General features: G+C 52.5%; 19 protein-coding genes and 1 rRNA gene. 10 read left to right on the top strand and 10 right to left on the bottom strand.

Going from position 1 to position 23,078, the window contains the following annotated elements; genetic code table 11:
* A 5S ribosomal RNA gene (gene rrf / locus SPH27_RS21000) occupies positions 1-115 on the top strand.
* A gap of 99 nt (positions 116-214) precedes the next feature.
* On the opposite strand, the gene mobB is transcribed toward rrf, so the two are convergent.
* Both mobB and mobA read right to left on the bottom strand, forming a co-directional pair.
* Entirely contained in the window at positions 215-718 is a 504-nt protein-coding gene (gene mobB / locus SPH27_RS20995) for a molybdopterin-guanine dinucleotide biosynthesis protein MobB (protein ID WP_182072205.1), read from the bottom strand.
* The gene (gene mobA / locus SPH27_RS20990; RefSeq protein ID WP_182072203.1) at positions 715-1,299 is read right to left on the bottom strand and encodes a molybdenum cofactor guanylyltransferase MobA; all 585 of its coding nucleotides are present in this window, start codon (positions 1,297-1,299) and stop codon (positions 715-717) included. Before mobA ends, mobB begins: the two co-directional genes overlap by 4 nt.
* Positions 1,300-1,367: 68 nt before the next feature.
* Between mobA and SPH27_RS20985 the strand changes: the two genes are divergently transcribed.
* The 3 genes from SPH27_RS20985 (at position 1,368) to dsbA (ending at position 3,350) form a co-directional block, all read left to right on the top strand.
* Positions 1,368-1,637 carry a YihD family protein gene (locus tag SPH27_RS20985; RefSeq protein ID WP_008501866.1) on the top strand — a complete coding sequence of 90 codons (270 nt, stop codon included), beginning with the start codon at positions 1,368-1,370 and terminating at the stop codon, positions 1,635-1,637.
* Positions 1,638-1,712: 75 nt separating this feature from the next.
* Positions 1,713-2,699, top strand: a complete 987-nt coding sequence (locus tag SPH27_RS20980; RefSeq protein WP_048975668.1) for a serine/threonine protein kinase — start codon at positions 1,713-1,715, stop codon at positions 2,697-2,699.
* Positions 2,700-2,726: 27 nt separating this feature from the next.
* The gene (dsbA, locus tag SPH27_RS20975; RefSeq protein ID WP_096151160.1) at positions 2,727-3,350 is read left to right on the top strand and encodes a thiol:disulfide interchange protein DsbA; all 624 of its coding nucleotides are present in this window, start codon (positions 2,727-2,729) and stop codon (positions 3,348-3,350) included.
* A gap of 23 nt (positions 3,351-3,373) precedes the next feature.
* Here dsbA and SPH27_RS20970 read toward each other — a convergent pair whose 3' ends face one another.
* Complete coding sequence (locus SPH27_RS20970; RefSeq protein WP_048981039.1) at positions 3,374-4,282, bottom strand: acyltransferase; 909 nt, start codon at positions 4,280-4,282, stop codon at positions 3,374-3,376.
* A gap of 440 nt (positions 4,283-4,722) precedes the next feature.
* Here SPH27_RS20970 and polA point away from each other — a divergent pair, with 440 nt between their 5' ends.
* Complete coding sequence (gene polA / locus SPH27_RS20965) at positions 4,723-7,515, top strand: DNA polymerase I (protein WP_096151161.1); 2,793 nt, start codon at positions 4,723-4,725, stop codon at positions 7,513-7,515.
* 312 nt (positions 7,516-7,827) lie between these two features.
* Here polA and yihA read toward each other — a convergent pair whose 3' ends face one another.
* On the bottom strand, positions 7,828-8,457 hold the full coding sequence (gene yihA / locus SPH27_RS20960; RefSeq protein ID WP_087822903.1) for a ribosome biogenesis GTP-binding protein YihA/YsxC: 630 nt from the start codon (positions 8,455-8,457) through the stop codon (positions 7,828-7,830).
* A 577-nt stretch (positions 8,458-9,034) separates the two neighbouring features.
* Here yihA and yihI point away from each other — a divergent pair.
* On the top strand, positions 9,035-9,550 hold the full coding sequence (yihI, locus tag SPH27_RS20955; protein WP_039264182.1) for a Der GTPase-activating protein YihI: 516 nt from the start codon (positions 9,035-9,037) through the stop codon (positions 9,548-9,550).
* Positions 9,551-9,738: 188 nt separating this feature from the next.
* A complete protein-coding gene (gene hemN, locus SPH27_RS20950; RefSeq protein WP_039264183.1) occupies positions 9,739-11,112 on the top strand; it encodes an oxygen-independent coproporphyrinogen III oxidase in 1,374 nt (457 codons plus the stop codon).
* Positions 11,113-11,184: 72 nt separating this feature from the next.
* Here the strand turns inward: hemN and SPH27_RS20945 are convergent, their stop codons facing one another.
* The 4 genes from SPH27_RS20945 to glnA all read right to left on the bottom strand — a co-directional run bounded on the left by SPH27_RS20945 (position 11,185) and on the right by glnA (position 15,461).
* Positions 11,185-11,295, bottom strand: coding sequence for a YshB family small membrane protein (locus SPH27_RS20945; protein WP_023333898.1), 111 nt, complete (start codon positions 11,293-11,295; stop codon positions 11,185-11,187).
* A gap of 111 nt (positions 11,296-11,406) precedes the next feature.
* Positions 11,407-12,819: a nitrogen regulation protein NR(I) gene (glnG, locus tag SPH27_RS20940; RefSeq protein ID WP_023309765.1), complete on the bottom strand. Its 1,413-nt coding sequence runs from the start codon at positions 12,817-12,819 to the stop codon at positions 11,407-11,409.
* Between the two features lie 11 nt (positions 12,820-12,830).
* On the bottom strand, positions 12,831-13,880 hold the full coding sequence (gene glnL, locus SPH27_RS20935; RefSeq protein WP_008501857.1) for a nitrogen regulation protein NR(II): 1,050 nt from the start codon (positions 13,878-13,880) through the stop codon (positions 12,831-12,833).
* A gap of 171 nt (positions 13,881-14,051) precedes the next feature.
* The gene (glnA, locus tag SPH27_RS20930) at positions 14,052-15,461 is read right to left on the bottom strand and encodes a glutamate--ammonia ligase (protein ID WP_023309763.1); all 1,410 of its coding nucleotides are present in this window, start codon (positions 15,459-15,461) and stop codon (positions 14,052-14,054) included.
* A 378-nt stretch (positions 15,462-15,839) separates the two neighbouring features.
* On the opposite strand from glnA, the gene typA reads away from it, so the two are divergent.
* Positions 15,840-17,663: a ribosome-dependent GTPase TypA gene (gene typA / locus SPH27_RS20925; protein WP_023333895.1), complete on the top strand. Its 1,824-nt coding sequence runs from the start codon at positions 15,840-15,842 to the stop codon at positions 17,661-17,663.
* A gap of 82 nt (positions 17,664-17,745) precedes the next feature.
* On the opposite strand, the gene SPH27_RS20920 is transcribed toward typA, so the two are convergent.
* Together SPH27_RS20920 and SPH27_RS20915 are read right to left on the bottom strand one after the other, a co-directional pair.
* Positions 17,746-20,592, bottom strand: coding sequence for an autotransporter outer membrane beta-barrel domain-containing protein (locus SPH27_RS20920; protein WP_182072201.1), 2,847 nt, complete (start codon positions 20,590-20,592; stop codon positions 17,746-17,748).
* Between the two features lie 71 nt (positions 20,593-20,663).
* Positions 20,664-21,281 (bottom strand): helix-turn-helix transcriptional regulator, encoded by a 618-nt coding sequence (locus SPH27_RS20915; protein ID WP_182072199.1) that lies wholly within the window; start codon positions 21,279-21,281, stop codon positions 20,664-20,666.
* Between the two features lie 545 nt (positions 21,282-21,826).
* Between SPH27_RS20915 and SPH27_RS20910 the strand changes: the two genes are divergently transcribed.
* Together SPH27_RS20910 and SPH27_RS20905 are read left to right on the top strand one after the other, a co-directional pair.
* Positions 21,827-22,570: a winged helix-turn-helix domain-containing protein gene (locus tag SPH27_RS20910; protein WP_182072197.1), complete on the top strand. Its 744-nt coding sequence runs from the start codon at positions 21,827-21,829 to the stop codon at positions 22,568-22,570.
* Entirely contained in the window at positions 22,567-23,037 is a 471-nt protein-coding gene (locus tag SPH27_RS20905) for a hypothetical protein (protein WP_033146967.1), read from the top strand. The genes SPH27_RS20910 and SPH27_RS20905 overlap by 4 nt, the downstream gene beginning before the upstream one ends.
* Positions 23,038-23,078 lie beyond the last annotated feature (41 nt).

The raw sequence follows: 23,078 nt of genomic DNA, 5'->3' as shown, positions 1-23,078 counted from the left end.
CTGGCGGCTTTAGCGCGGTGGTCCCACCTGACCCCATGCCGAACTCAGAAGTGAAACGCCGTAGCGCCGATGGTAGTGTGGGGTCTCCCCATGTGAGAGTAGGGAACTGCCAGGCATCAATTAAGTAGAAAGGCCATCCGCAAGGATGGCCTTTTTGCGTTTAAGCATCACAGAGATTTGTAGGCTGGATAAGGCAAAGCTGCCACCCGGCAAGTCAGATCGCACTCCACTCCACAATAAACTCCGCAATCCCATCCACATCATTTAAATCCAGCATCGGAACTTCAAGCGGCAATACAACATCACTGGCCACCGCAATCACATGCTCATCCAGCGTTAATTCGCTGAAATCAGGCCCGGCATCGCTTCTGAACAGTAGGATCTTAGGCACGGCCTCATGCTTAAATCCCTCAACCAGCACCAGATCCAGCGTAGCGTGATCCATCCGGCTGACCAGATAAGCGAGATCCAGCGGTGCCTCATCCGGCGTTTCTGTCATCAGCGCCCAGCGTAGAGTACTTGCCACCATCGTTTGCGCTGCACCCGCTTTACGCAACGCATAGCTATCTTTGCCCGGTTTATCGACATCCATATTATGGTGGGTATGTTTAATCAATCCTGGACGGATACCTCTGGCACAAAGCGCAGGAATGAGCTTTTTCAGCAGAGTGGTTTTTCCGGTCCCACTCCAGGCAGAAATGGCGACAACAGGTATCATCTTTTCTCCTGCATCATCTGCAAATCTTCAGGCGTATTCACATTCACAAAAGCTGATTTTAAATCGCTAAAATCAACGGGATGACCACCAGACTCGCGCATAAAAGCCATCACCCTGCGCTCTCCCGCAGCCAGATAGTACTGCAGGGCTGGCGCCAGGGATCGGTGCATCAATGCGATAGCAGGATGATCACGCTCGCCGTCATGTACCCAAACCACAGGAGCCGTACCCCGAAGCAGCAACAAACGTTCGACAAGACAGGACGGAATAAACGGGGTATCGCAGGGACAGAAGATAAACCACTCTCCGTGAGACTGTTGCATGACCGAAAGCATACCGGCCAGCGGTCCCGGGTAATCCTCAAGGATATCCTGGTAAACGGCATACCCGCTGAGCTGGTAAGTGTCGATATGCCGGTTAGCACTGATGACCATTGTCGACACCTGGCCTGCGAGCGTATCAGCGACACATTGCCATAAGGGTTTGCCGTTCAGGCGTTGAAGCCCCTTATCTTTTCCCCCCATTCGCGTCGCTCTGCCACCTGCCAGAACGACCCCAATGATTTCCTGGCTAAGATTCACGAATATCGCCTCTTTTATTGTGGGATTGACCCTGCTAACGTGTCACTCTAAATGAAAGGAGCACCACCATGAAATGTAAACGTCTGAATGAAGTTATTGAACTCCTCCAGCCCGCCTGGCAAAAAGAGCCAGAGCTAAATCTGATGCAATTTTTACAGAAACTGGCGAAAGAGTCAGGTTTTGACGGCGATCTGGCAGACCTTTCTGACGACATCCTGATCTATCACCTTAAAATGCGTGACTCTGCCAAAGATGCTGTTATTCCTGGTATTCAGAAAGATTATGAGGAAGATTTTAAGACCGCATTACTACGCGCCCGAGGCGTAATTAAAGAGTAAAAGCTTGTAAGCGGCGGCACCGAAATCGCCACAAGATGATATCCTGAATCATTCGTATAATTTCCGGATGATCGGATGAACGACCAGGCTTTTACTTTCCAGACATTACACCCGGACACCATTATGGATGCCCTGTTTGAACAGGGTATTCGGGTGGATTCCGGGCTAACACCGTTAAACAGCTACGAAAACCGCGTCTATCAGTTTCAGGATGAGGATCGTCAGCGCTTCGTCGTAAAATTCTATCGTCCTGAACGCTGGTCCGCAGAACAAATTCAGGAAGAGCATCAGTTTGCTCACGATCTGCTGGATGACGATGTTCCCGTTGCCGCGCCGCTAAAATTCAATAACCAAACGCTCCTCACGCACGAAGGGTTTTACTACGCTGTATTCCCGAGCCTGGGTGGCCGCCAGTTTGAAGCGGATAATATCGATCAGATGGAGTGGGTTGCCCGCTATCTTGGGCGCATACACCAGACGGGACGCAAAAAAGCCTTTACTGCCCGCCCGACTATCGGGATTCAGGAATACCTTCTTGAGCCGCGCGGAATATTCGAAACGTCTGCCATGATCCCCACTGCGTTAAAGGATGATTTCCTCAACGCCACCGATAAGCTCATTGCTGCTGTTAAAACCTGCTGGCGCGACGATATTTCTGTCCTGCGCCTGCATGGCGATTGTCATGCCGGAAATATCCTCTGGCGTGATGGCCCGCTTTTTGTCGATCTCGATGATGCGCGTATGGGGCCAGCGGTTCAGGACCTATGGATGCTGCTCAATGGCGACAAAGCCGAGCAACGCATGCAGCTTGAAACCATTATTGAAGCTTATGAAGAATTTAGCCCGTTTAATTCAGACGAAATTGCCCTGATTGAGCCTTTACGTGCGATGCGTTTTGTTTATTATCTCGCATGGTTAATCAGGCGTTGGGACGATCCCGCATTTCCCCGGAATTTCCCGTGGCTTACCGGAGAGGATTACTGGCGTAGCCAGATATCTACATTTACTGAGCAGGTCAAGGTTCTTCAGGAACCCCCTCTGCAATTAACGCCGATGTATTAATTGGACACACCCAGGAGAGAGTTAATCATGAAAAAAATTTGGCTGGCGCTGGCAGGTATGATTCTGGCATTTAGCGCTTCTGCTGCGCAGTTTACCGACGGCAAACAGTTCATCACGCTGGACAAACCGGTCGCTGGCGAGCCACAGGTTCTGGAGTTCTTCTCGTTCTATTGCCCACACTGCTATCAGTTCGAGCAGGTTCTGCATGTTTCTGACAACGTGAAGAAAAAGCTGCCAGAAGGCACCAAAATGACCAAGTACCACGTCGAGTTCCTGGGCCCATTGGGTAAAGACCTGACCCAGGCGTGGGCGGTTGCGATGGCACTGGGCGTGGAAGATAAGATCACTGCGCCAATGTTTGAAGCCGTACAGAAAACCCAAACCGTTCAGACCACTGCGGATATCCGTAAAGTGTTCGTTGATGCCGGCGTGAAAGGTGAAGAGTATGACGCAGCATGGAACAGCTTTGTGGTGAAATCTCTGGTTGCTCAGCAGGAAAAAGCGGCTGCTGACCTCCAGCTTCAGGGCGTTCCGGCGATGTTTGTTAACGGCAAATACCAGCTGAACATGCAGGGCATGGACACCAGCAGCATGGATGTCTTCGTACAGCAGTATGCTGATACCGTGAAATACCTGGTTGAGAAGAAGTAATTTCGCGGATGTAAAAACGCCGGTCACTGACCGGCGTTTTTGTATGAAGATTTAATATTGTCTATCTGTTCGTCTTTCTCTTTCCAGAGCGTATTAAGCCACTGCTGGAAACGACGCTTGAAATTCTTATCGTTAACGTAATCACCGTGCAGCCCGGCATCTATCGGAACCAGATCGACACGCACAACAATGCGCGTCAGTTTGCCGCTGAGCATATCGTAGAACGGCGTCTTATTGTTTTCCGGATAGCAGAGTGTGACGTTCAGGAGTTTATCGAACTGTGATCCCAGCACGTTAAGCGCCATCGCAATACCCGCAGCCTTTGGCGGCAGCAAGTGCTGGTAAGGGGAGCGAGTTTGTTGATGCTTCTCTTCCGTAAACCGGGAGCCTTCAACAAAGTTCACGATGGTCGTAGGATGCGCGCGAAACTTTTCGCAGGAACGGCGCGTGGTATCCACATCTTTGCCGCGACGCTCGGGATGACGAATCAAATAGCTGCGCGAATAGCGTTTCATAAACGGCATATCAAGTGCCCAGCAGGCCAGCCCGATAAAAGGCACCCAGGCGAGCTGCTGTTTCAGAAAATATTTGTTCATCGGGATGTGTTTGCGAAAAAGTACGCATAACACCACGATGTCCGCCCAGCTGTGGTGATTGCAGATCAGCAGATACCAGTTCTTCTTGTTAAGACTCTCCAGCCCTTTGATATCCCACTTCAGATGCGAGTTCAGGCACAGCAGTATCGCCAGTCCTTCGCACCAGCAGTACATCATGAAGTTACAAAATGCGGACACGGCTCGCCACACCATGGGAACAGGCAGCAGCAGTTTAACGATCCCGGCGATGATGATCGGCACAGAGCAGGCGACAGTCACCAGGATAGTTAAAATGATGCTTAACAGTAATGTTATTGCTGCGAGCAATCTCGGCATGATGAGCTTTTTCAGGTAGTTAGCTGTAAGTGAGCGGTCGGCTATGCAACGCCGGGCGCTGATTTTACCAGAAAACAGACAAATTAATGGCGCTTTGACGTGATGATTTGGCCGCTTTTACCCTGTCGCAGACGATTTCTCTGTGATTGCGCGCTTAACAAGGCTTATATCCACATAGACTAAATTGCCATCAGTTGACCATATAGATAAGATCTAATGCTATAACAGTATGATAATTAAGATCTAAAAATTAACGCATATGTATTTTTTACGTCTGTTATTCATATGAAGTGAAAATATACACAAACTTATCCACAGTTTGATTTTTGCGAGCGATCCTCACGATCGCAAAATCTTTTCCTGTATCTGGCGCTAATACCTGATGTTTTCATCCTTCTGTGGCATCCTTTACCCATAAATTGATTAAAGGCACGGACATTATGGTTCAGATCCCAGAAAACCCTCTTATTCTCGTCGATGGCTCTTCTTACCTGTATCGGGCATATCATGCGTTTCCTCCTCTGACCAATAGCGCAGGGGAACCCACCGGCGCAATGTACGGCGTGCTGAACATGCTGCGCAGCCTGATCCTTCAGTATCAGCCAACCCATGCGGCTGTGGTCTTTGATGCGAAAGGTAAAACTTTCCGCGACGAGCTGTTTGAGCATTACAAATCTCACCGTCCGCCAATGCCTGACGATCTGCGCGCGCAGATTGAGCCGCTGCACACCATGGTAAAAGCGATGGGGCTGCCGCTGCTGGCCGTCTCTGGCGTTGAAGCCGATGACGTCATCGGTACGCTGGCGCGTGAAGCAGAAAAGATGGGGCGTCCTGTGCTGATCAGCACCGGTGATAAAGATATGGCGCAGCTGGTGACGCCAGGCATCACCCTGATTAACACCATGACCAACACCATTCTGGGGCCAGAAGAAGTGGTCACAAAGTACGGCGTGCCGCCTGAGCTGATTATCGACTTCCTCGCGTTGATGGGCGACTCCTCGGATAACATCCCGGGTGTCCCTGGCGTCGGTGAAAAAACCGCGCAGGCGCTGCTTCAGGGGCTGGGTGGTCTGGATACGCTCTACGCGGAGTCAGACAAAATCGCCGGGCTCTCCTTCCGTGGCGCAAAAACCATGGCCGGAAAACTGGAAGAGAACAAAGAGGTGGCTTATCTCTCCTATAAGCTGGCCACAATCAAAACCGATGTCGAACTGGAGCTGGGCTGTGAGCAGCTTGAAGTGCAACAGCCTTCCGCTGACGATCTGCTGAGCCTGTTTAAGAAATACGAATTCAAGCGCTGGACGGCTGACGTGGAAGCCGGTAAATGGCTGCAGGCGAAAGGGGCCAAACCTGCTGCAAAGCCGAAGGAGACGATCGTCGTTGACGCAGAAGAGCAGGCGGAAGAAGAAGCCGTGGCGCTTTCCTTCGACAACTACGAAACCATTCTTGAAGAGTCACAGCTAATCGCCTGGATCGATAAGCTGAAAAAGGCGCCCGTCTTTGCCTTTGATACCGAAACCGACAGCCTCGATAACATCTCTGCCAATATGGTTGGTCTGTCATTTGCGACAGAGCCTGGTATTGCCGCCTACGTCCCTGTGGCGCACGATTACCTGGATGCGCCGGAGCAGATCTCCCGTGAACGCGTGCTTGAGCTGCTGAAGCCGATCCTGGAAGACGAAAAGGCGCTCAAGGTTGGACAAAACCTCAAGTACGACCGCGGCATTCTGCAAAACTACGGCATTGAACTGCGCGGGATTGCCTTCGACACCATGCTTGAATCCTACATTCTGGACAGCGTCGCGGGCCGCCATGATATGGATTCCTTATCTGACCGCTGGCTCAAGCACAAAACGATCACCTTTGAAGAGATTGCCGGTAAAGGGAAAAATCAGCTCACCTTTAACCAGATTGCTCTGGAAGAAGCGGGGCGCTACGCGGCGGAAGACGCAGATGTCACGCTACAGCTGCACCTGAAGATGTGGCCAAAACTGCAGAAGCATGCAGGTCCGCTGAACGTGTTCCAGCATATCGAGATGCCGCTGGTGCCCGTGCTGTCCCGCATTGAACGCAACGGCGTGAAAATCGACCCAACGGTGCTGCATAACCACTCCGGGGAGCTGGCGCAGCGTCTGACCGAGCTCGAGCAAAAAGCGCATGAGCTTGCAGGCGAGCCGTTTAACCTCTCTTCGCCGAAGCAGCTGCAAACCATTCTGTTTGAAAAGCAGGGCATCAAGCCGCTGAAGAAAACTCCTGGCGGCGCGCCGTCAACCTCTGAAGAGGTGCTGGAAGAGCTGGCGCTGGATTACCCGCTGCCAAAAGTGATTCTTCAGTACCGTGGCCTCGCGAAGCTGAAGTCTACCTACACCGACAAGCTCCCGCTGATGATCAACCCGAAAACGGGTCGTGTGCACACGTCGTACCATCAGGCTGTCGCGGCGACCGGTCGTCTCTCATCAACCGATCCCAACCTGCAGAACATCCCGGTACGTAACGAAGAAGGCCGCCGTATTCGACAGGCTTTCATCGCACCAGAGGATTATCTGATTGTCTCTGCTGACTACTCGCAAATTGAGCTGCGCATTATGGCGCATCTGTCCCGCGACAAAGGCCTGCTGACCGCGTTTGCTGAAGGGAAGGATATCCACCGGGCAACTGCGGCGGAAGTCTTCGGCTTGCCGTTGGATAGCGTGACCAACGAGCAGCGCCGCAGTGCTAAGGCGATCAACTTCGGTCTGATTTACGGCATGAGTGCATTTGGTCTTTCGCGCCAGCTCAATATTCCGCGCAAAGAGTCGCAGAAGTATATGGATCTCTACTTCGAGCGTTATCCGGGCGTGCTGGAATACATGGAACGCACCCGCGCGCAGGCGAAGGAAAAAGGTTACGTCGAAACCCTGGATGGCCGCCGCCTCTACCTACCGGACATCAAATCCAGCAACGCGGCGCGTCGCGCTGGCGCAGAGCGTGCGGCGATCAACGCCCCGATGCAGGGTACCGCGGCGGACATTATTAAGCGTGCAATGATCGCCGTTGATGCCTGGCTGGAAAAAGAGAAGCCTCGCGTGAAGATGATCATGCAGGTACACGATGAACTGGTATTTGAAGTGCACAAAGACGACCTCGACGCCGTGTCGAAGAAGATCCACGAACTGATGGAAAGCAGCATGACGCTTGACGTGCCGTTGCTGGTGGAAGTGGGAAGTGGCGAAAACTGGGATCAGGCTCACTAACGGTTCTTCGCATAACGCGCTTTTTATGTAAGTTTGCAACATAACAACGCGCGTTTTGTGACAATCATTAGAATTCCCTATGTAAAGAATGAAAAAAAACTACAAAAAGTGCTTTTTCTGCAGCACAAAAAGGGGTAGAGTTGTCGGCGTAGGGTACAGAGGTAAGATGTTCTATCTTTCAGACCTTTTACTTCACGTAATCGGATTTGGCTGAATATTTTAGCCGCCCCAGTCAGTAATGACTGGGGCGTTTTTTATTGCGGCAAAGAAAAATTCAGGCAAAAAAAAACGCGGCTATCGCCGCGCTCGGTATTACGCTTCTTCCGCTTCCGTCGCGGGTTCCAGCTCGCTAAACCAGGTATCGAGCTTCTGACGCAGCTTGTCCACGCCCAGCTTTTTCAGCGAGGAGAACGGCTCAACCTGCACATCACCGTTGAACGCCAGCACCGCTTCGCGAACCATATTCACCTGCGCTTTACGCGCGCCGCTCGCCAGCTTATCGGCTTTCGTCAGCAGCACCAGCACGGCGATATCGCTTGCTACAGCCCAGTCGATCATCTGCTGATCCAGATCTTTCAGGGGATGGCGAATATCCATCAGCACCACCAGACCTTTCAGGCACAGGCGTTTTTCCAGGTATTCACCCAGCGCACGCTGCCACTTGATTTTCATCTCTTCCGGTACCTGCGCGTAACCGTAGCCCGGTAAGTCGACCAGGCGTTTGCCCTCTGCGACTTCAAACAGGTTGATCAGCTGGGTACGGCCAGGTGTTTTTGAGGTACGCGCCAGGCTCTTCTGATTGGTCAGCGTATTCAGGGCGCTGGATTTCCCCGCATTGGAGCGGCCAGCAAATGCCACTTCAATACCGGTATCAGAAGGAAGGTGGCGAATATCGGGCGCACTGGTGACAAAATGCGTCTGTTGGTAGTTCCAGGTAGTCACGTGGTCGTCTCCAAAATCGTAATCTGAAGGGGATTATACCCGAATGCAGCCAAAAGGCTTTTCTGATTGCTATGAGCTGTAGGCGAATGCTCCAACCGGTGTGAGAGATCGGCCAGTGATGCTATGGGAGATTTCAGAGAATTCGCAGGCGTCAAAAAAGCCAAACTGTTTTAAATCATAAGCTTATTTCCGGGTAATTGTCTGAAAAAACCTTTTTGTACCGTTTCGTTGCTTGTTAGTTTAACGGAACAAGGTAAAGTGTGCGTCAGGGCGAGGAAGCCAACAGGAAATCGACTTAAGGATTAGGGTCAGGAGCGCCAGGAGGCGAAGACGCAGGATTGTCAGGATGACCAGCGCCTGGAGGCGTTTTAAAAGGAAATGGAACCGTATCACGGACGGTATTAGCCAAGGGATAAACAGGGTTTGTTGTTGGCAAACACGGAATGTCTGACCCGCTAAGGGTTGTGAGTCAGGAAAAAAGGCGACAGATTGCTCTGTCGCCTTTTTTCTTTGCTTGCTTTCTGCTAGATTTCGCCGCAATTCTATACTGAAGAAAACGACTTAAAGATAAAACATCATGAAAAAACCAACCTCCGCTGCGGGCGCGAAACGCCCTGCAAAAGCACGCCGCAAAACGCGCGAAGAACTGAACCAGGAAGCGCGCGATCGCAAACGCGACAAAAAACATCGCGGTCACGCTGCGGGTAGCCGTGCCAACGGTGGTGGTGCAGCGGGTGCTTCTGCAAAAGGCAAACAGCAGAAAGACCCTCGTATCGGCAGTAAAACTCCCATTCCACTGGGCGTGACAGACACCCCGGTCACTAAGCAGCACAAACCAAAGAGCGAGAAACCTATGCTTTCACCGCAGGCTGAGCTGGATTTGCTGGAGAACGATGAGCGCCTGGACGCGCTGCTGGAACGTCTTGAAGAGGGTGAAACCCTGACCGCTGAAGAGCAGTCATGGGTGGATGCCAAACTGGATCGTATCGATGAACTGATGCAGAAGCTGGGCCTGTCATACGACGATGACGAAAATGAAGAAGAAGACGAGAAGCAGGAAGATATGATGCGTCTTCTGAAGGGTGGAAACTAACATTTGCACCCGGCAGGCACGATAGTCCTGCTTATAACCCTTCCGGTTATATGTTATCTGGTGTGGTTATTCGTTAAACTACGGCGGTTGTCGCGGCGACAGAAGTGGCTGCGCACCCGAATGATGGCCCGCGATGGGGCCAGAACGGGCCGCCGTATACGAACGCGACACCAACGGAAGGAGTGAGCATGTCAGCACCAACTATCGACTGGGATTTGGCCCTAATCCAGAAATATAACTATTCCGGGCCGCGTTATACGTCATACCCCACCGCGCTGGAGTTCTCCGATGCCTTCGGCGAGGCTGATTTCCAGCAGGCTGTCGCGCGCTATCCTGAGCGTCCGCTGTCGCTCTACGTCCATATTCCGTTCTGCCACAAGCTTTGCTACTTCTGCGGCTGCAATAAAATCGTTACCCGTCAGCAGCACAAAGCCGACCAATATCTTGATGCGCTTGAACAAGAAATTGTCCATCGCGCGCCGCTTTTTGCTGGCCGTCACGTCAGCCAGCTGCACTGGGGCGGCGGGACGCCAACCTATCTGAATAAAGCGCAAATCAGCCGCCTGATGACCCTGCTGCGCGGCAATTTCAGTTTTAACGCCGACGCTGAAATCTCGATCGAAGTCGATCCGCGTGAAATTGAGCTGGATGTACTGGATCACTTACGCGCCGAAGGCTTCAATCGTCTGAGTATGGGCGTGCAGGATTTCAATAAAGAGGTTCAGCGTCTGGTGAACCGCGAGCAGGACGAAGAATTTATCTTTGCCTTACTCAATCACGCGCGCGAGATTGGTTTCACCTCGACCAATATTGACCTGATTTACGGCCTGCCAAAGCAAACGCCGGAAAGCTTCGCCTTCACCCTGAAGCGCGTGGCCGAACTCAACCCGGACCGCCTGAGCGTCTTTAACTATGCGCATCTGCCGACGCTCTTTGCCGCTCAGCGAAAAATCAAAGATGCCGATCTTCCTTCTGCCCAGCAGAAGCTGGATATCCTGCAGGAAACCATTACCTCGCTGACCGAAACCGGCTATCAGTTTATCGGGATGGATCACTTTGCCCGTCCGGATGACGAGCTGGCGATTGCGCAGCGTGAAGGCGTTCTGCACCGCAACTTCCAGGGCTACACAACCCAGGGCGATACCGATTTGCTGGGGATGGGCGTCTCCGCTATCAGCATGATTGGCGACTGTTACGCGCAGAACCAGAAAGAGCTGAAGCTTTACTACCAGCAGGTTGATGAAACGGGCAACGCGCTGTGGCGCGGCATTGCGTTAACGCGCGACGACTGCATCCGACGCGATGTGATTAAGGCGCTAATCTGCAATTTCCGTCTCGATTTCAGCGACGTTGAGTCGCAGTGGGATCTGCACTTCAGCGATTATTTTGCGGAAGACCTGAAGCTGATTGCACCGCTGGCGAAAGACGGGCTGGTGGATGTGTCGGAGAGCGCGATTGAGGTCACGCCGAAAGGGCGTCTGTTGATCCGTAATATCTGCATGTGCTTTGACGCGTATCTACGTCAGAAAGCGCGACTGCAGCAGTTCTCGCGGGTGATTTAAGGCGCATTGCAAAATGCACAAAACGTAGGCCGGGTAAGGCGAAGCCGCCACCCGGCTTTTACGTTCAACTCGCTAGCTAAACAGCCCCACCAACGCCGCACACAACATGGCCGCAACGGCTGTCTGTGGCGTGTGGCTTTCAGCGGCTCCGCTAGAGAGCATATTCACGATTGTTTCCAGCATGATGTTCACCCCCAATTTCCGGGCACGATCATACAAAACTCATCGGAACAGTAAAGCGCAAAATAACGGCAATTTGCGCTCAATGAATAACCTTTACACAGCGGCGTGCGATCACTCCATTCCCAGCTCTTTAAGCTTGCGCGTCAGGGTATTACGTCCCCATCCCAGCAGGCGAGCGGCTTCCTGCTTATGGCCCTGCGTATGACGAAGCGCGGTAGTTAACAGCGTACGCTCCATCTCCGGCTGAGCTTCAGACAGCAGGTTTTGATGACCGGAACGCAGCGCGCGGTCGGCCCACTGCGCCAGCAGCGTCGCCCAGCTGTCCGGCAGCGCGTGCCCGGTACTGCTTTCAGGCGCGGTCGCTTCAAACAGCTCGGCCGGTAAATCCTGAATCAGCACTTCCTGCCCGGCGGCCATCACGGTTAACCAGCGGCAGGTGTTTTCCAGCTGGCGTACGTTGCCCGGCCACGCCAGACGCGTCAGAGCGGCATCGGTTTCCGGGTGAAGCTGCTTGGCTTCCACGCCCAGCTCACGAGCGGCTACCTGCAGGAAATGACGCGCCAGGCGGGGAATATCTTCCCGACGTTCTCGCAGCGGCGGCAGATGAACGCGAATGACGTTCAGACGGTGGAATAAATCCTCACGGAACTTTCCTTCCTGCACGCGTTGCTCCAGATTCTGGTGGGTCGCGGCGATAATGCGCACGTCCACCTTTACCGGCGCATAGCCTCCCACGCGATAAAACTGCCCGTCGGCCAGCACGCGCAGCAGGCGGGTCTGGACATCCAGCGGCATATCGCCAATTTCATCCAGGAACAGCGTACCGCCGTCAGCCTGTTCAAACCGCCCCTGGCGAATGGTATTGGCGCCGGTAAATGCCCCTTTTTCATGGCCGAACAGTTCGGACTCAATCAAATCCTTCGGGATCGCCGCCATATTCAGGGCGATGAACGGCGCTTTTGCCCGCGGGCTGTGGCGGTGCAATGCATGCGCCACAAGTTCTTTACCGGTTCCCGACTCACCGTTAATCAATACGCTGATGGACGAGCGGGACAAACGACCGATAATGCGAAACACGTCCTGCATCGCCGGCGCTTCACCGATGATATCTGTCGTTGGCCCAAAATCGGGTGCGTGGCGCGGCTGTTGCTGCTCCTGATAATGGCTAATCGCGCGCTCAACCAGCGCCACCGCTTCGTCGATATCAAAGGGTTTGGGCAGGTAATCAAACGCCCCTTGCTGATAGGCGCTCACTGCGGCATCCAGATCGGAGTGCGCAGTCATTATGATGACCGGAAGCATAGGGTGGCGTTGTTTGATCTGCTTTAACAGCGCCAGCCCGTCCATGCCCGGCATACGAATATCCGAAAGCAGAACATCTGGCGTTTTGGTGGTGAGTGCGTCGAGCACTTCGCTGCCGCTCTCAAACGTCGTGCAGCTTAATCCTGCCCCAGTGAGCGCGCGTTCAAGCACCCAACGGATGGAGCTATCGTCATCGACTACCCAGACTATCCCTCGTTGCATAAACGTCACCTTTATTTTTTAATCGGCAGGAAAACTGAAAACTCGGTATGTCCCGGCCAACTGGTAAATTCAATTTTCCCGGAGTGTTGATCGATCAAACTGCGGGCAATGGATAAGCCCAGGCCGGTTCCGCCTTCGCGACCGCTTACCATCGGGTAGAACAGGGTGTCCTGCAAATGCGATGGAATGCCGGGCCCGTTATCCTCAACGTCGATTCGGGCCGCCAGCCGGTAGCGCACGCCGTGTAACGTGAGCTGGAAGGCGGTGCGGGTGCGTAAAATAATCTCGCCGCCTTCAGGCCCAAGCGCCTGCAGGGCATTACGCACAATATTCAACAGGACCTGCTCAATCTGGTCCGGGTCATGGGCCAGTTCCGGCAGGCTTGGATCGTAATCACGTACCAGCGTGACGTTCTCCGGCAGCTCCATTGAGACGAGCTTCACCACCCGCTCAGCCACTTTATGGATGCTTTCAGTAACGTGCATTCCCGGCTGCTGCGGACCGAGAAGACGGTCTACCAGATTCCGCAGACGGTCCGCCTGCTCAATGATGACGTTGGTGTACTCCGCCAGCGCGGGATCGGGCAGCGCCTTGGTCAGAAGCTGCGCCGCGCCGCGTAATCCACCCAGCGGGTTTTTGATTTCATGCGCCAGACCGCGCACCAGGTCACGGGCGGCAATCTGCTGCGCGTGCTGAAGCTGCTCCTGGCTCAGTCGACGCTGATTATCCATCGGCGCCATTTCCAGCAGGATCAGGCCTTCGGGAAGACGTTGCGCGGTTAGCGACAGAATGTGCGAGCGCCCGTCGATCACCAGCGTCACTTCGTTATCGGTAAACCCCTGGCCGGCCTGCAAACTTTCCTGCATCAGGCCAATATTCAGTGAAAAATAGCTCAGGAGTTCAGGAAGCGGGGTGCCGAACAGTTTACGTGCGCTTTGGGCGAGCAGCTGCTGCGCGGCCGGGTTGGCGTAATGAACGGCCAGCTCGTCATCGACCAGCAATATGCTGTTAATCAAAGAATTGAGGATCTGCCCAGCATCGGGCAGCGTGCCAGTTGCCATTCAGCAGTCTCCTGGAGTCGTTTGCACTAATTTAGTGCAGTATAGCGTTTTCGGCGTAAAAAGCGCGTGAGATCAGGTTGTTGGTGGAGAAAAAAGCCCATCCGGAGATGGGCTAAAAGTTTCCACGGCAACTACCCCCGGCGCTTATCACGCCGGGTAAAACAACTTTAATTAAACGCTGTAGTACAGCTCGAACTCTACCGGGTGTGGCGTCATACGCACGCGGTCGTTCTCTTCCATACGCAGGGCGATGTAAGCATCGATAGCGTCGTCAGTGAATACGCCACCTGCAGTCAGGAACTCGCGGTCTGCGTCCAGCGCCTGCAGGGCTTCTTCCAGAGAGCCAGCAACCTGTGGGATCTCTTTCGCTTCTTCTGGCGGCAGGTCGTACAGGTTTTTGTCCATCGCTTCGCCCGGGTGGATCTTGTTCTTGATACCGTCCAGACCGGCCATCAGCAGTGCTGCGAAGCACAGGTATGGGTTAGCCGCTGGGTCCGGGAAGCGAACTTCGATACGACGTGCTTTAGGAGAAGCCACCACCGGGATACGGATAGAAGCAGAACGGTTACGTGCAGAGTAGGCCAGCATCACTGGCGCTTCGTAGCCCGGGACCAGACGCTTGTAGGAGTTCGTGGTTGGGTTCGCCAGGGCGTTGATCGCTTTAGCGTGTTTGATAACACCACCGATGTAATACAGCGCCTGCTCGGACAGACCGGCATATTTGTCGCCAGAGAACAGGTTGGTACCGTTCTTGGACAGAGACATGTGGCAGTGCATACCGGAACCGTTATCGCCAAACATTGGTTTTGGCATGAAGGTCGCGGTTTTACCGAAACGGTGCGCAACGTTGTGCACAACGTATTTGTAGATCTGAATTTCGTCCGCTTTTTTGGTCATGGTGTTGAAGCGGGTTGCCACTTCGTTCTGACCAGCAGTCGCCACTTCGTGGTGGTGAGCTTCAACAACCAGGCCCATCTCTTCCATCACCAGACACATAGTGGAACGAATGTCCTGTGCAGAGTCGACCGGAGGAACCGGGAAGTAACCGCCTTTCACGCCAGGACGGTGACCTTTGTTACCGCCTTCGTATTTGGTGGAGGAGTTCCATGCACCTTCGATGTCGTCGATAGCCACGTGGGAGCCAGAAATAGAGGCACCGAAACGGATGTCATCGAACAGGAAGAATTCTGGCTCTGGCCCGAACAGAACGGTGTCTGCGATGCCGGTAGAACGCAGGTACTCTTCAGCGCGTTTCGCGATAGAACGTGGGTCGCGGTCGTAGCCCTGCAGCGTGCCTGGCTCGAGGATGTCGCAACGGATGATCAGGGTTGGTTCTTCGAAGAACGGATCAATGACCGCAGTGGTCGCGTCTGGCATCAGAACCATGTCGGATTCGTTAATGCCTTTCCAGCCACCAATGGAGGAGCCGTCAAACATTTTGCCTTCTTCAAAGAATTCGGCGTTCACCTGATGAGCAGGGATTGTGACGTGCTGTTCTTTACCTTTGGTATCGGTGAAGCGCAGATCAACAAACTTCACTTCATGTTCGTTCAGCATCGTCAAAACGTGTTCAGCGGACATACTTAACTCTCCAGATTGGTCATTGTCGTCGTGGTAACGAGGTCTTCAATTTCTGTTTGTACTGGCTGGTGCCATGTATTTTTTATAAAGCGAAATCTGTGCCAACTTTTAAATCACCCCAAAAAGGCGTTATCATGCGCACCATAGTGCAAAAGGGCTGCACCACAATGGATTTGTTGCACCAGTATAGTGCTTCAATGTGAACATTGAGCACCATATTGGTGCAATTTACGTTAAGGTGCCCTTTTACCGCTCCGTGAAAGCGATCACAAAGCATCTCTGCAATACTTGTTTGCGGGGGATGTTTGTGATCCTGTTTTGTAGTGCGATTAATCCGTGTACAATAACGCGCTATTTCTAAATGCCTGAGGCAAAGTTGTGATCGAAAATTTGCGTAACATCGCCATCATCGCGCACGTTGACCATGGTAAAACTACCCTGGTCGACAAGCTGCTGCAGCAATCCGGTACGTTTGATGCGCGTGCCGAAACCCAAGAACGCGTGATGGACTCCAACGATTTGGAGAAAGAGCGTGGGATTACCATCCTCGCGAAAAACACCGCGATTAAATGGAATGACTACCGTATCAACATCGTTGATACCCCAGGGCACGCCGACTTCGGTGGTGAAGTTGAACGTGTAATGTCCATGGTAGACTCCGTTCTGCTGGTCGTTGACGCAATGGATGGCCCAATGCCACAGACGCGCTTCGTGACCAAAAAAGCTTTTGCCCATGGTCTGAAGCCAATCGTTGTTATCAACAAAGTTGACCGCCCTGGCGCGCGTCCTGACTGGGTTGTTGACCAGGTCTTCGACCTGTTCGTTAACCTCGACGCGACCGACGAGCAGCTGGACTTCCCTATCGTTTACGCCTCTGCGCTGAACGGTATCGCAGGTCTGGACCACGAAGACATGGCTGAAGACATGACCCCGCTGTATCAGGCGATTGTTGACCGTGTTCCTGCACCAAATGTCGATCTCGACGGCACCCTGCAGATGCAGATCTCTCAGCTCGACTACAACAACTACGTTGGCGTAATCGGCATTGGTCGTATCAAGCGCGGTAAAGTGAAGCCTAACCAGCAGGTTACTATCATCGATAGCGAAGGCAAAACCCGTAACGGTAAAGTCGGTAAAGTACTGACTCACCTGGGTCTTGAGCGTATCGAGAGTGACGTTGCGGAAGCGGGCGACATCATCGCTATCACCGGTCTGGGTGAACTGAACATCTCCGACACCATCTGCGATCCGCAGAACGTCGAAGCGCTGCCAGCCCTGTCCGTTGATGAACCAACCGTATCCATGTTCTTCAACGTCAACACCTCTCCGTTCTGTGGTAAAGAAGGTAAATTCGTTACCTCTCGTCAGATCCTTGACCGCCTGAACAAAGAGCTGGTGCACAACGTTGCGCTGCGCGTTGAAGAAACCCAGGATGCTGATGCATTCCGCGTTTCTGGTCGTGGTGAGCTGCACCTGTCTGTTCTGATCGAAAACATGCGTCGTGAAGGTTTCGAAATGGCGGTTTCCCGTCCGAAAGTAATCTTCCGCGAAATCGACGGCCGTAAACAAGAGCCGTTCGAAAACGTAACGCTGGACGTTGAAGAGCAGCACCAGGGTTCTGTGATGCAGGCTCTGGGTGAGCGTAAAGGCGACCTGAAAAACATGAATCCAGATGGCAAAGGCCGCGTACGTCTCGACTACGTGATCCCAAGCCGTGGTCTGATCGGCTTCCGTTCAGAGTTCATGACCATGACCTCCGGTACCGGTCTGCTGTACTCCACCTTCAGCCACTACGACGACGTTCGTCCGGGCGAAGTGGGCCAGCGTAACAACGGCGTGCTGATCTCCAACGGTCAGGGTAAAGCGGTTGCGTTTGCGCTGTTCGGTCTGCAGGATCGCGGCAAGCTGTTCCTGGGTCACGGTGCTGAAGTTTACGAAGGCCAGATCATCGGTATTCACAGTCGTTCTAACGACCTGACCGTAAACTGCCTGACCGGTAAGAAACTGACCAACATGCGTGCGTCCGGTACTGACGAAGCAACGGTTCTGGTTCCACCGATCAAGATGACTCTGGAGCAGGCTCTGGAATTCATCGATGATGACGAACTGGTAGAAGTGACTCCACAGTCAATTCGTATCCGTAAACGTCACCTGACCGAGAACGATCGTAAACGTGCTATGCGCGGTGCGAAAGAAGAGTAATACGGTCAATCCGTAGGCCGGGTAAGCGTGAGCGCCACCCGGCAACTAAAAAGCCGCTGATCTCTCAGCGGCTTTTTTATTGTTATTTGAAGCTGTATTTCACCCCCAGCATCCCCTGGGTATCGCTGTAGCCTTTGTCGCCTATCTGCTGAGCCACATTGCCCCAAACGCTAAGCTGCGGCGTAATCTGCCCCTCTACGCCCGTCTTTAACTCGCCGATATTGCGAGCACCGCGCAGTTCATTGCTGACGTCATCCATGCGGATGCGCGTGGTCTGGGTATTGTGGATCCAGTTCGCCTCGATAAACGGCTGGAAGGTACGGGATTTACCGTCGTCAATCGCGTTATGTCCGCTGATATAGGCCTTCACGCCGAGACGTGTCATCAGATTCCCCTGAGTCTCGTCTTTCACCCGCGTGCCGTTGCGTTCGCGATGGTCATCAGCCTTCACGTCCATCCAAACGGCCTGCGCTTTCGGCTGGATCCAGTAGCTGTTGCGGCCGCTTTCGCCCATCTTAACGCTATAGCCAGCTTCTACAGAGGCGGTTACGCCGCTGGAGCGATAATTCTCAGTCGCCTGATCCTGCCCCATCACCTTATTGTCGAACCAGTTATACAGCATCCAGCTATCAACGTAGGTTCCACTTTTATCCGCGTCGTTTGCGTACCAGGTACCGTACAGACCGACGCTATAGCCATTCACTTCGCCACGCGAGTGGTATCCGGTTAGACTGGAAGCACTCCGGCTCTGGCTGTTGCCGTAGCCCGCCATCAGGCCAAGATGCCAGCGATCCAGGCCGTCGGTGCTCCACTGGGCGACATCACCACCCAGCTGCAGCACGTAGCGGTTGGCGGTCGTTTTTAACTGGCTGCTGCCGTCTCTGAAACGCGTATGGCCGCCGACGTTACGCATCCACAGGCTCGTTACTTTTTGCTCGCCGGTGAGCAGGTCGGTGTACTGCGTTTCACCCAGACGGTCGTGCAGGCGGGTCATAAACAGCGTATTTGCCGCATAGCTGTTCGCCTGATAGCTACCAAATTCAGGGCGATACTGATGCTCGCTTTTCGGTGGTGCAGCAGGGGGGACCGGTTCCTGCGGCGGAATCACCGGGTCGACGGGCGGGTCCACAGGGTCAACAGGTGGGTCTACCGGGTCGACCGGCGGGGCAACGGGCTCAACCAGGCTGGTCAGAAACCAGTTTTTACCTTTTTGCACAACGTTATAGTCATAACCCCCCGCCACGATACGGCTGGCCTTCTCAAACGTCCCGTCAGAGTTGCCGCCAACGCTGACGATTTCAATCCCTTCAATGGTTTGTGCGCCAGTACCGCCAATGTTGTTCACTTCCACCCCGGTATGACCGGAGGTGTTGCCTTCAACGATCAGTTTGTCCGTTTCCGATGTGTCGTCAAACAGCACGGTATTGAAAACCAGCTTGCCGCCGTTGCCGATAAAATCGTCACTGATGGTCAGGGTTTGCCACGCCGCATCCTCAGCATGCTGGAAATTAATCGTACCGCCCGCATTCAGCGTCAGGCTGGTCAGCGTGGAGCTGTCGCGCATATTCCACACGGCATCATTCATCGTAAGCGCGATAGTCCCGGTACCGTTGGCGTTGCTCTCAATGTAAGACGCCCCGTTCCAGAGAGAGTTGTCCTGCATGGTGAGCGCGATCGCGCTGTTTTGCGCTGCGGCAGTGCTGGTTGCCGCGACGCCGCCAGCGGAGAGGATGTCACCGTTGAGGGTGAATTTTCCGCCCGCGGAGGCATCAATCACGCCACCGTTGCTGGCGTTCAGGGCGTAGCTACCGCTGTCGCGCTGGCCTGCGGTGGTAATGGTTGCGCCACCCCCGAGCGTTATCACGCCGCGTGACCAGGCATACATCCCGTGCGGCGCTTGCGCGGAGCTGCTGGTTTTCTCGCTGCTGTTGACCGCAATGGTGACGTTATCCCCAATATTCACCGCGCCTGTGTACGCATAGACGCCATGCGCGCTGGCACCGTTGGTGGTGATGGTCGCGCCTTCATCAAGGGTGATGGTTGACGAGCCGGTAGAATAAACCCCGGAGGCGCTGGCCGCGTCGGTGGTAATCGCCGCTTTTTTTCCCAGCTCAATTTTGGATGCAGAGCCCGCATACAGGCCGTAGGCCGATGTGCCGTACGTTTCGATGGTGGCCTCATCCCCCAGACGGACATATGAGCCGCTCTGGTTGGTACGAATCCCCTCTGCGTAGGTACCACGCGTCACAATATGCGCACGATCGCCGACGATAACGTTATTTTTGGCCTTTGAAGCATCATTCAATGCATAGGCGCTAATGCCGCGACCGGTACTGCCGGTGGTTTCGATATAGAGATCGTCACCCACATAAATATTGGCGGAGCCAAGAGAGCCCTGGCTGAAGGAGCTGTACCCGGCATTGATGCCGTCACCGCTTTGGCCATTAACGTAAATGTGGGTGCGGTCTCCGGTAATAATAAACACCGGGTTGTCCGGCGTGTTCATACCATGGGTACGAATGCCGTCGACGTCTTTACCATTATTGGCAGCCACTTTTGACTGGGTGCGAATAGTCAGATCGTCACCAAATATTACCCCCGGGCTGCCGGACGTGGAGTTCTGAATAACGGTGACTGAATGCTCAAAGGCTTCCGCCCCCGGTCCTTCGAGGGTGATCCCATCTCCGTAGATTGGGATATTACCCGGGCTGTACTGGTAGACATAGTTAGGATCGCCGGTATTTTTGCTAAAGTTCGCGTTTGCCGTTGCAGGAATTAGCGCCTGTATTTCTGCAGGCAAATCCGTTACTGCTCCGGAGGCAGGTAAATTAGCAAAATCTATTACCGCTGCATGCGCGGTAAATAACGCTGACGATAACGCCAGTGAAATCGCAACTGCGACAGGTGAGTGTTTCATTAAATATGGCATGACTGCCCCCTTTCTTTCAGGCGTAGAACATCCTCCACGCGATTAATCGTGGGTATGCTAAGAGGTTGAAATTACAAAATAGAAACGAGAATTTTATGAATGCTGGTACCTAACTTCCTCTCAAGTCGTATTTTATGAACATAAATTTTTTTAACATCAATGCTGTCTGTTTTTATAATCTCCTGGAGGCATGCTCCTGATAAAAACCTGTTAAGCAAAGTAAATTCGACAGCATTCAACTTACTTCCACGTCTGCTATTTACCCGTCTTCCGGAGAAAAGGTGGTTGATTTTATCCTGCAATATAACGTCATTATCGTCTGAATAAATAACTCCCTTTATTTCACTGTGGTGAGTGAGTAAGTAATTAGCCAATGCCTCTAGTTTACGGTCCGAGATTATAACGATGTTCATGTTAGTTATCGCCAGACGTTCAATCCATTGCGGATCGGCCAGTACGCGCAGGTTGTACATCGAAAAGTCTACAAAAATAAACCCTCGTGACAGGTGATTCTTGTTCCTGCGTAATATTTTATTTACAACTGCAATCTGCAGGAAATGATTACCAACCGGCCAAAATGCGAACGAGGCATTACCACAATATTGTGATCGTACTGCGTTATCTGGAAATAACTGACAGGACAATTCACAGCTTATACAGCGGGCAACTGTTTTCGACGATGTTATCATCCAGTCCACTCCTGTCTTTTTTCATTGCCAATATTTCATTGCCGTTCAAATGTGTCAATCTTGAAACATATCCAGTTATCCTGTCTTGTTTATGAAAAAGAGTATCAGGGAAATAAATTCCTGGCCTTATCTATTCAGTCAGTCCGTCGTCATAGCGAAAAAATATCACCTGGCAGAAGTGCTCCAGGAATATTTGTCACTCCTTTAAGATTATTCGGCAAAAAAAATCCAGGAAGGAGGTACACGAAATAGCACTAATAGCTAAAGATTCCTTTCCTCAGTCTGCCGCAACGTCAGTCTTTTCTCTGGTTGCAGCTCAATATAATTATTTGGGCTGGCGAAGTGTAATGAAATCTCATTATGTCGTTTTAGATGAGGTAAACCTAAGAAAAGTGCCTTGTAACCAATTGAAAAATAATGTGTTGTTTTTAATCTTAGATGGGGCGGTATCGCGTCCTAATCCATCTGACCTATACTGTTGTTAAATATACGTATATGTTTTTGGTGTATAGAGTTATGTATTGTTATTTCTGAGGAAAGGAAAATTGTATCTCATTAACAAGTTGGTCGAGTATGACCCAGAAAACAAAACCCTGGTAAATCATATTACCGGGCGAACGATACAATTGCAGCTTCCTGCCAATCTCTGTTTTCTTTATCTCATCACCCATCCTGGAAAAATAATTTCGCAAAATAAGTTAATGGTGGTGGGATGGGGGGAGCGCAATGACGTCACAACACCGAATACCTTTTACCAGGCCATTTTGACATTACGCAACGCGCTTGCTGAGGTGGGGTTGCCGCGCGATACGGTAAAAACGATTTCTCGCCGCGGACTTACGCTTTCCGAAGCCACCCAGGTTGAAGTATTTACCCCAACCGCTGAGCCCATGATGGTTAATAACGAGGCGGAAATAGCTGATGATACCGCGATGCAGATGCCGGTCTGGTTGATAATAACCACCGCTGTGTTTTTGCTCATCGCGCTTATCAACGGGGGGATATTATATAAGCATTACCAGAACATGCCGTTTAGCTACTACTTGCCACTTTCAACGGGCAGTACGAACAACGCCTGCCAGCTTTTTTATGCACCTAATGAACCTGTTCAGGATCATTACTTGCGCCTGTTAAAAAATCATCCCGGTCTGTGCGCCGAAAAAAGATACGTTTTTCTGATCGGCTATAGTAAAACGGAGCGAATCGCTGCGTTTGTCTGTAATAACGATGCGCGACGGGATGCGGCAGCATTATGTACCACGCATTATTTTTGGGCGCATGAGCAATGAAGACATTCCGGAACCGTATTATTTTTCTGGCGGCGTTTCTGGGGGCCGCTATCACCAGCGGCTGGTTAGCGTATTCGCATTTCTCGAGTTCGCCGATACGCTGTACGGGGGATGTGGAATGGACGATTGGTAAAAACCGATTTGTGGGTACGGTTTCCTGGCGGATGCAGCATCGGGAGGGATCCACCGTCATTAACGGTAAATTATTTGGTCAGACGGTTTCTGAAGTTAACCGGACCATCTATTTTCACTACAGCTATCATCAGAACGCGCGCGTATTAAATAACGATCGTATTGTTAAAACCTTCGCCGATAATGCGGATGAGGCTGATATCAACGCCACGCTGCCGGGTTTTTATCGCACGCCGGGAAGAGAGCTGAGCCTGATGATCGATGAGTATCGGGGGGCCTGGCTTTTTGCCGCGTCAAACGTCCCTTCACTTTACTGTCGTAAAAGCGCGCCGTAGAAATCGATCGCACACCTTAGACAGCACGCATAGTCAAATCT

Source organism: Enterobacter sp. A103, from assembly GCF_034427535.1.
Taxonomy (GTDB): domain Bacteria; phylum Pseudomonadota; class Gammaproteobacteria; order Enterobacterales; family Enterobacteriaceae; genus Enterobacter; species Enterobacter asburiae_B.
Note: the sequence above shows the minus strand (reverse complement) of the source record. Positions and strands in the feature narration are given on the sequence as shown.

What these genes read in the sequence shown, in the direction of transcription:
- mobB (WP_182072205.1), bottom strand. Translation starts at nt 718, where the DNA reads ATGATACCTGTTGTCGCCATTTCTGCCTGGAGTGGGACCGGAAAAACC.
- SPH27_RS20985 (WP_008501866.1), top strand. Translation starts at nt 1,368, where the DNA reads ATGAAATGTAAACGTCTGAATGAAGTTATTGAACTCCTCCAGCCCGCC.
- SPH27_RS20980 (WP_048975668.1), top strand. Translation starts at nt 1,713, where the DNA reads ATGAACGACCAGGCTTTTACTTTCCAGACATTACACCCGGACACCATT.
- dsbA (WP_096151160.1), top strand. Translation starts at nt 2,727, where the DNA reads ATGAAAAAAATTTGGCTGGCGCTGGCAGGTATGATTCTGGCATTTAGC.
- SPH27_RS20970 (WP_048981039.1), bottom strand. Translation starts at nt 4,282, where the DNA reads ATGCCGAGATTGCTCGCAGCAATAACATTACTGTTAAGCATCATTTTA.
- polA (WP_096151161.1), top strand. Translation starts at nt 4,723, where the DNA reads ATGGTTCAGATCCCAGAAAACCCTCTTATTCTCGTCGATGGCTCTTCT.
- yihI (WP_039264182.1), top strand. Translation starts at nt 9,035, where the DNA reads ATGAAAAAACCAACCTCCGCTGCGGGCGCGAAACGCCCTGCAAAAGCA.
- hemN (WP_039264183.1), top strand. Translation starts at nt 9,739, where the DNA reads ATGTCAGCACCAACTATCGACTGGGATTTGGCCCTAATCCAGAAATAT.
- SPH27_RS20945 (WP_023333898.1), bottom strand. Translation starts at nt 11,295, where the DNA reads ATGCTGGAAACAATCGTGAATATGCTCTCTAGCGGAGCCGCTGAAAGC.
- glnG (WP_023309765.1), bottom strand. Translation starts at nt 12,819, where the DNA reads ATGCAACGAGGGATAGTCTGGGTAGTCGATGACGATAGCTCCATCCGT.
- glnL (WP_008501857.1), bottom strand. Translation starts at nt 13,880, where the DNA reads ATGGCAACTGGCACGCTGCCCGATGCTGGGCAGATCCTCAATTCTTTG.
- glnA (WP_023309763.1), bottom strand. Translation starts at nt 15,461, where the DNA reads ATGTCCGCTGAACACGTTTTGACGATGCTGAACGAACATGAAGTGAAG.
- SPH27_RS20920 (WP_182072201.1), bottom strand. Translation starts at nt 20,592, where the DNA reads ATGCCATATTTAATGAAACACTCACCTGTCGCAGTTGCGATTTCACTG.
- SPH27_RS20915 (WP_182072199.1), bottom strand. Translation starts at nt 21,281, where the DNA reads ATGATAACATCGTCGAAAACAGTTGCCCGCTGTATAAGCTGTGAATTG.
- SPH27_RS20905 (WP_033146967.1), top strand. Translation starts at nt 22,567, where the DNA reads ATGAAGACATTCCGGAACCGTATTATTTTTCTGGCGGCGTTTCTGGGG.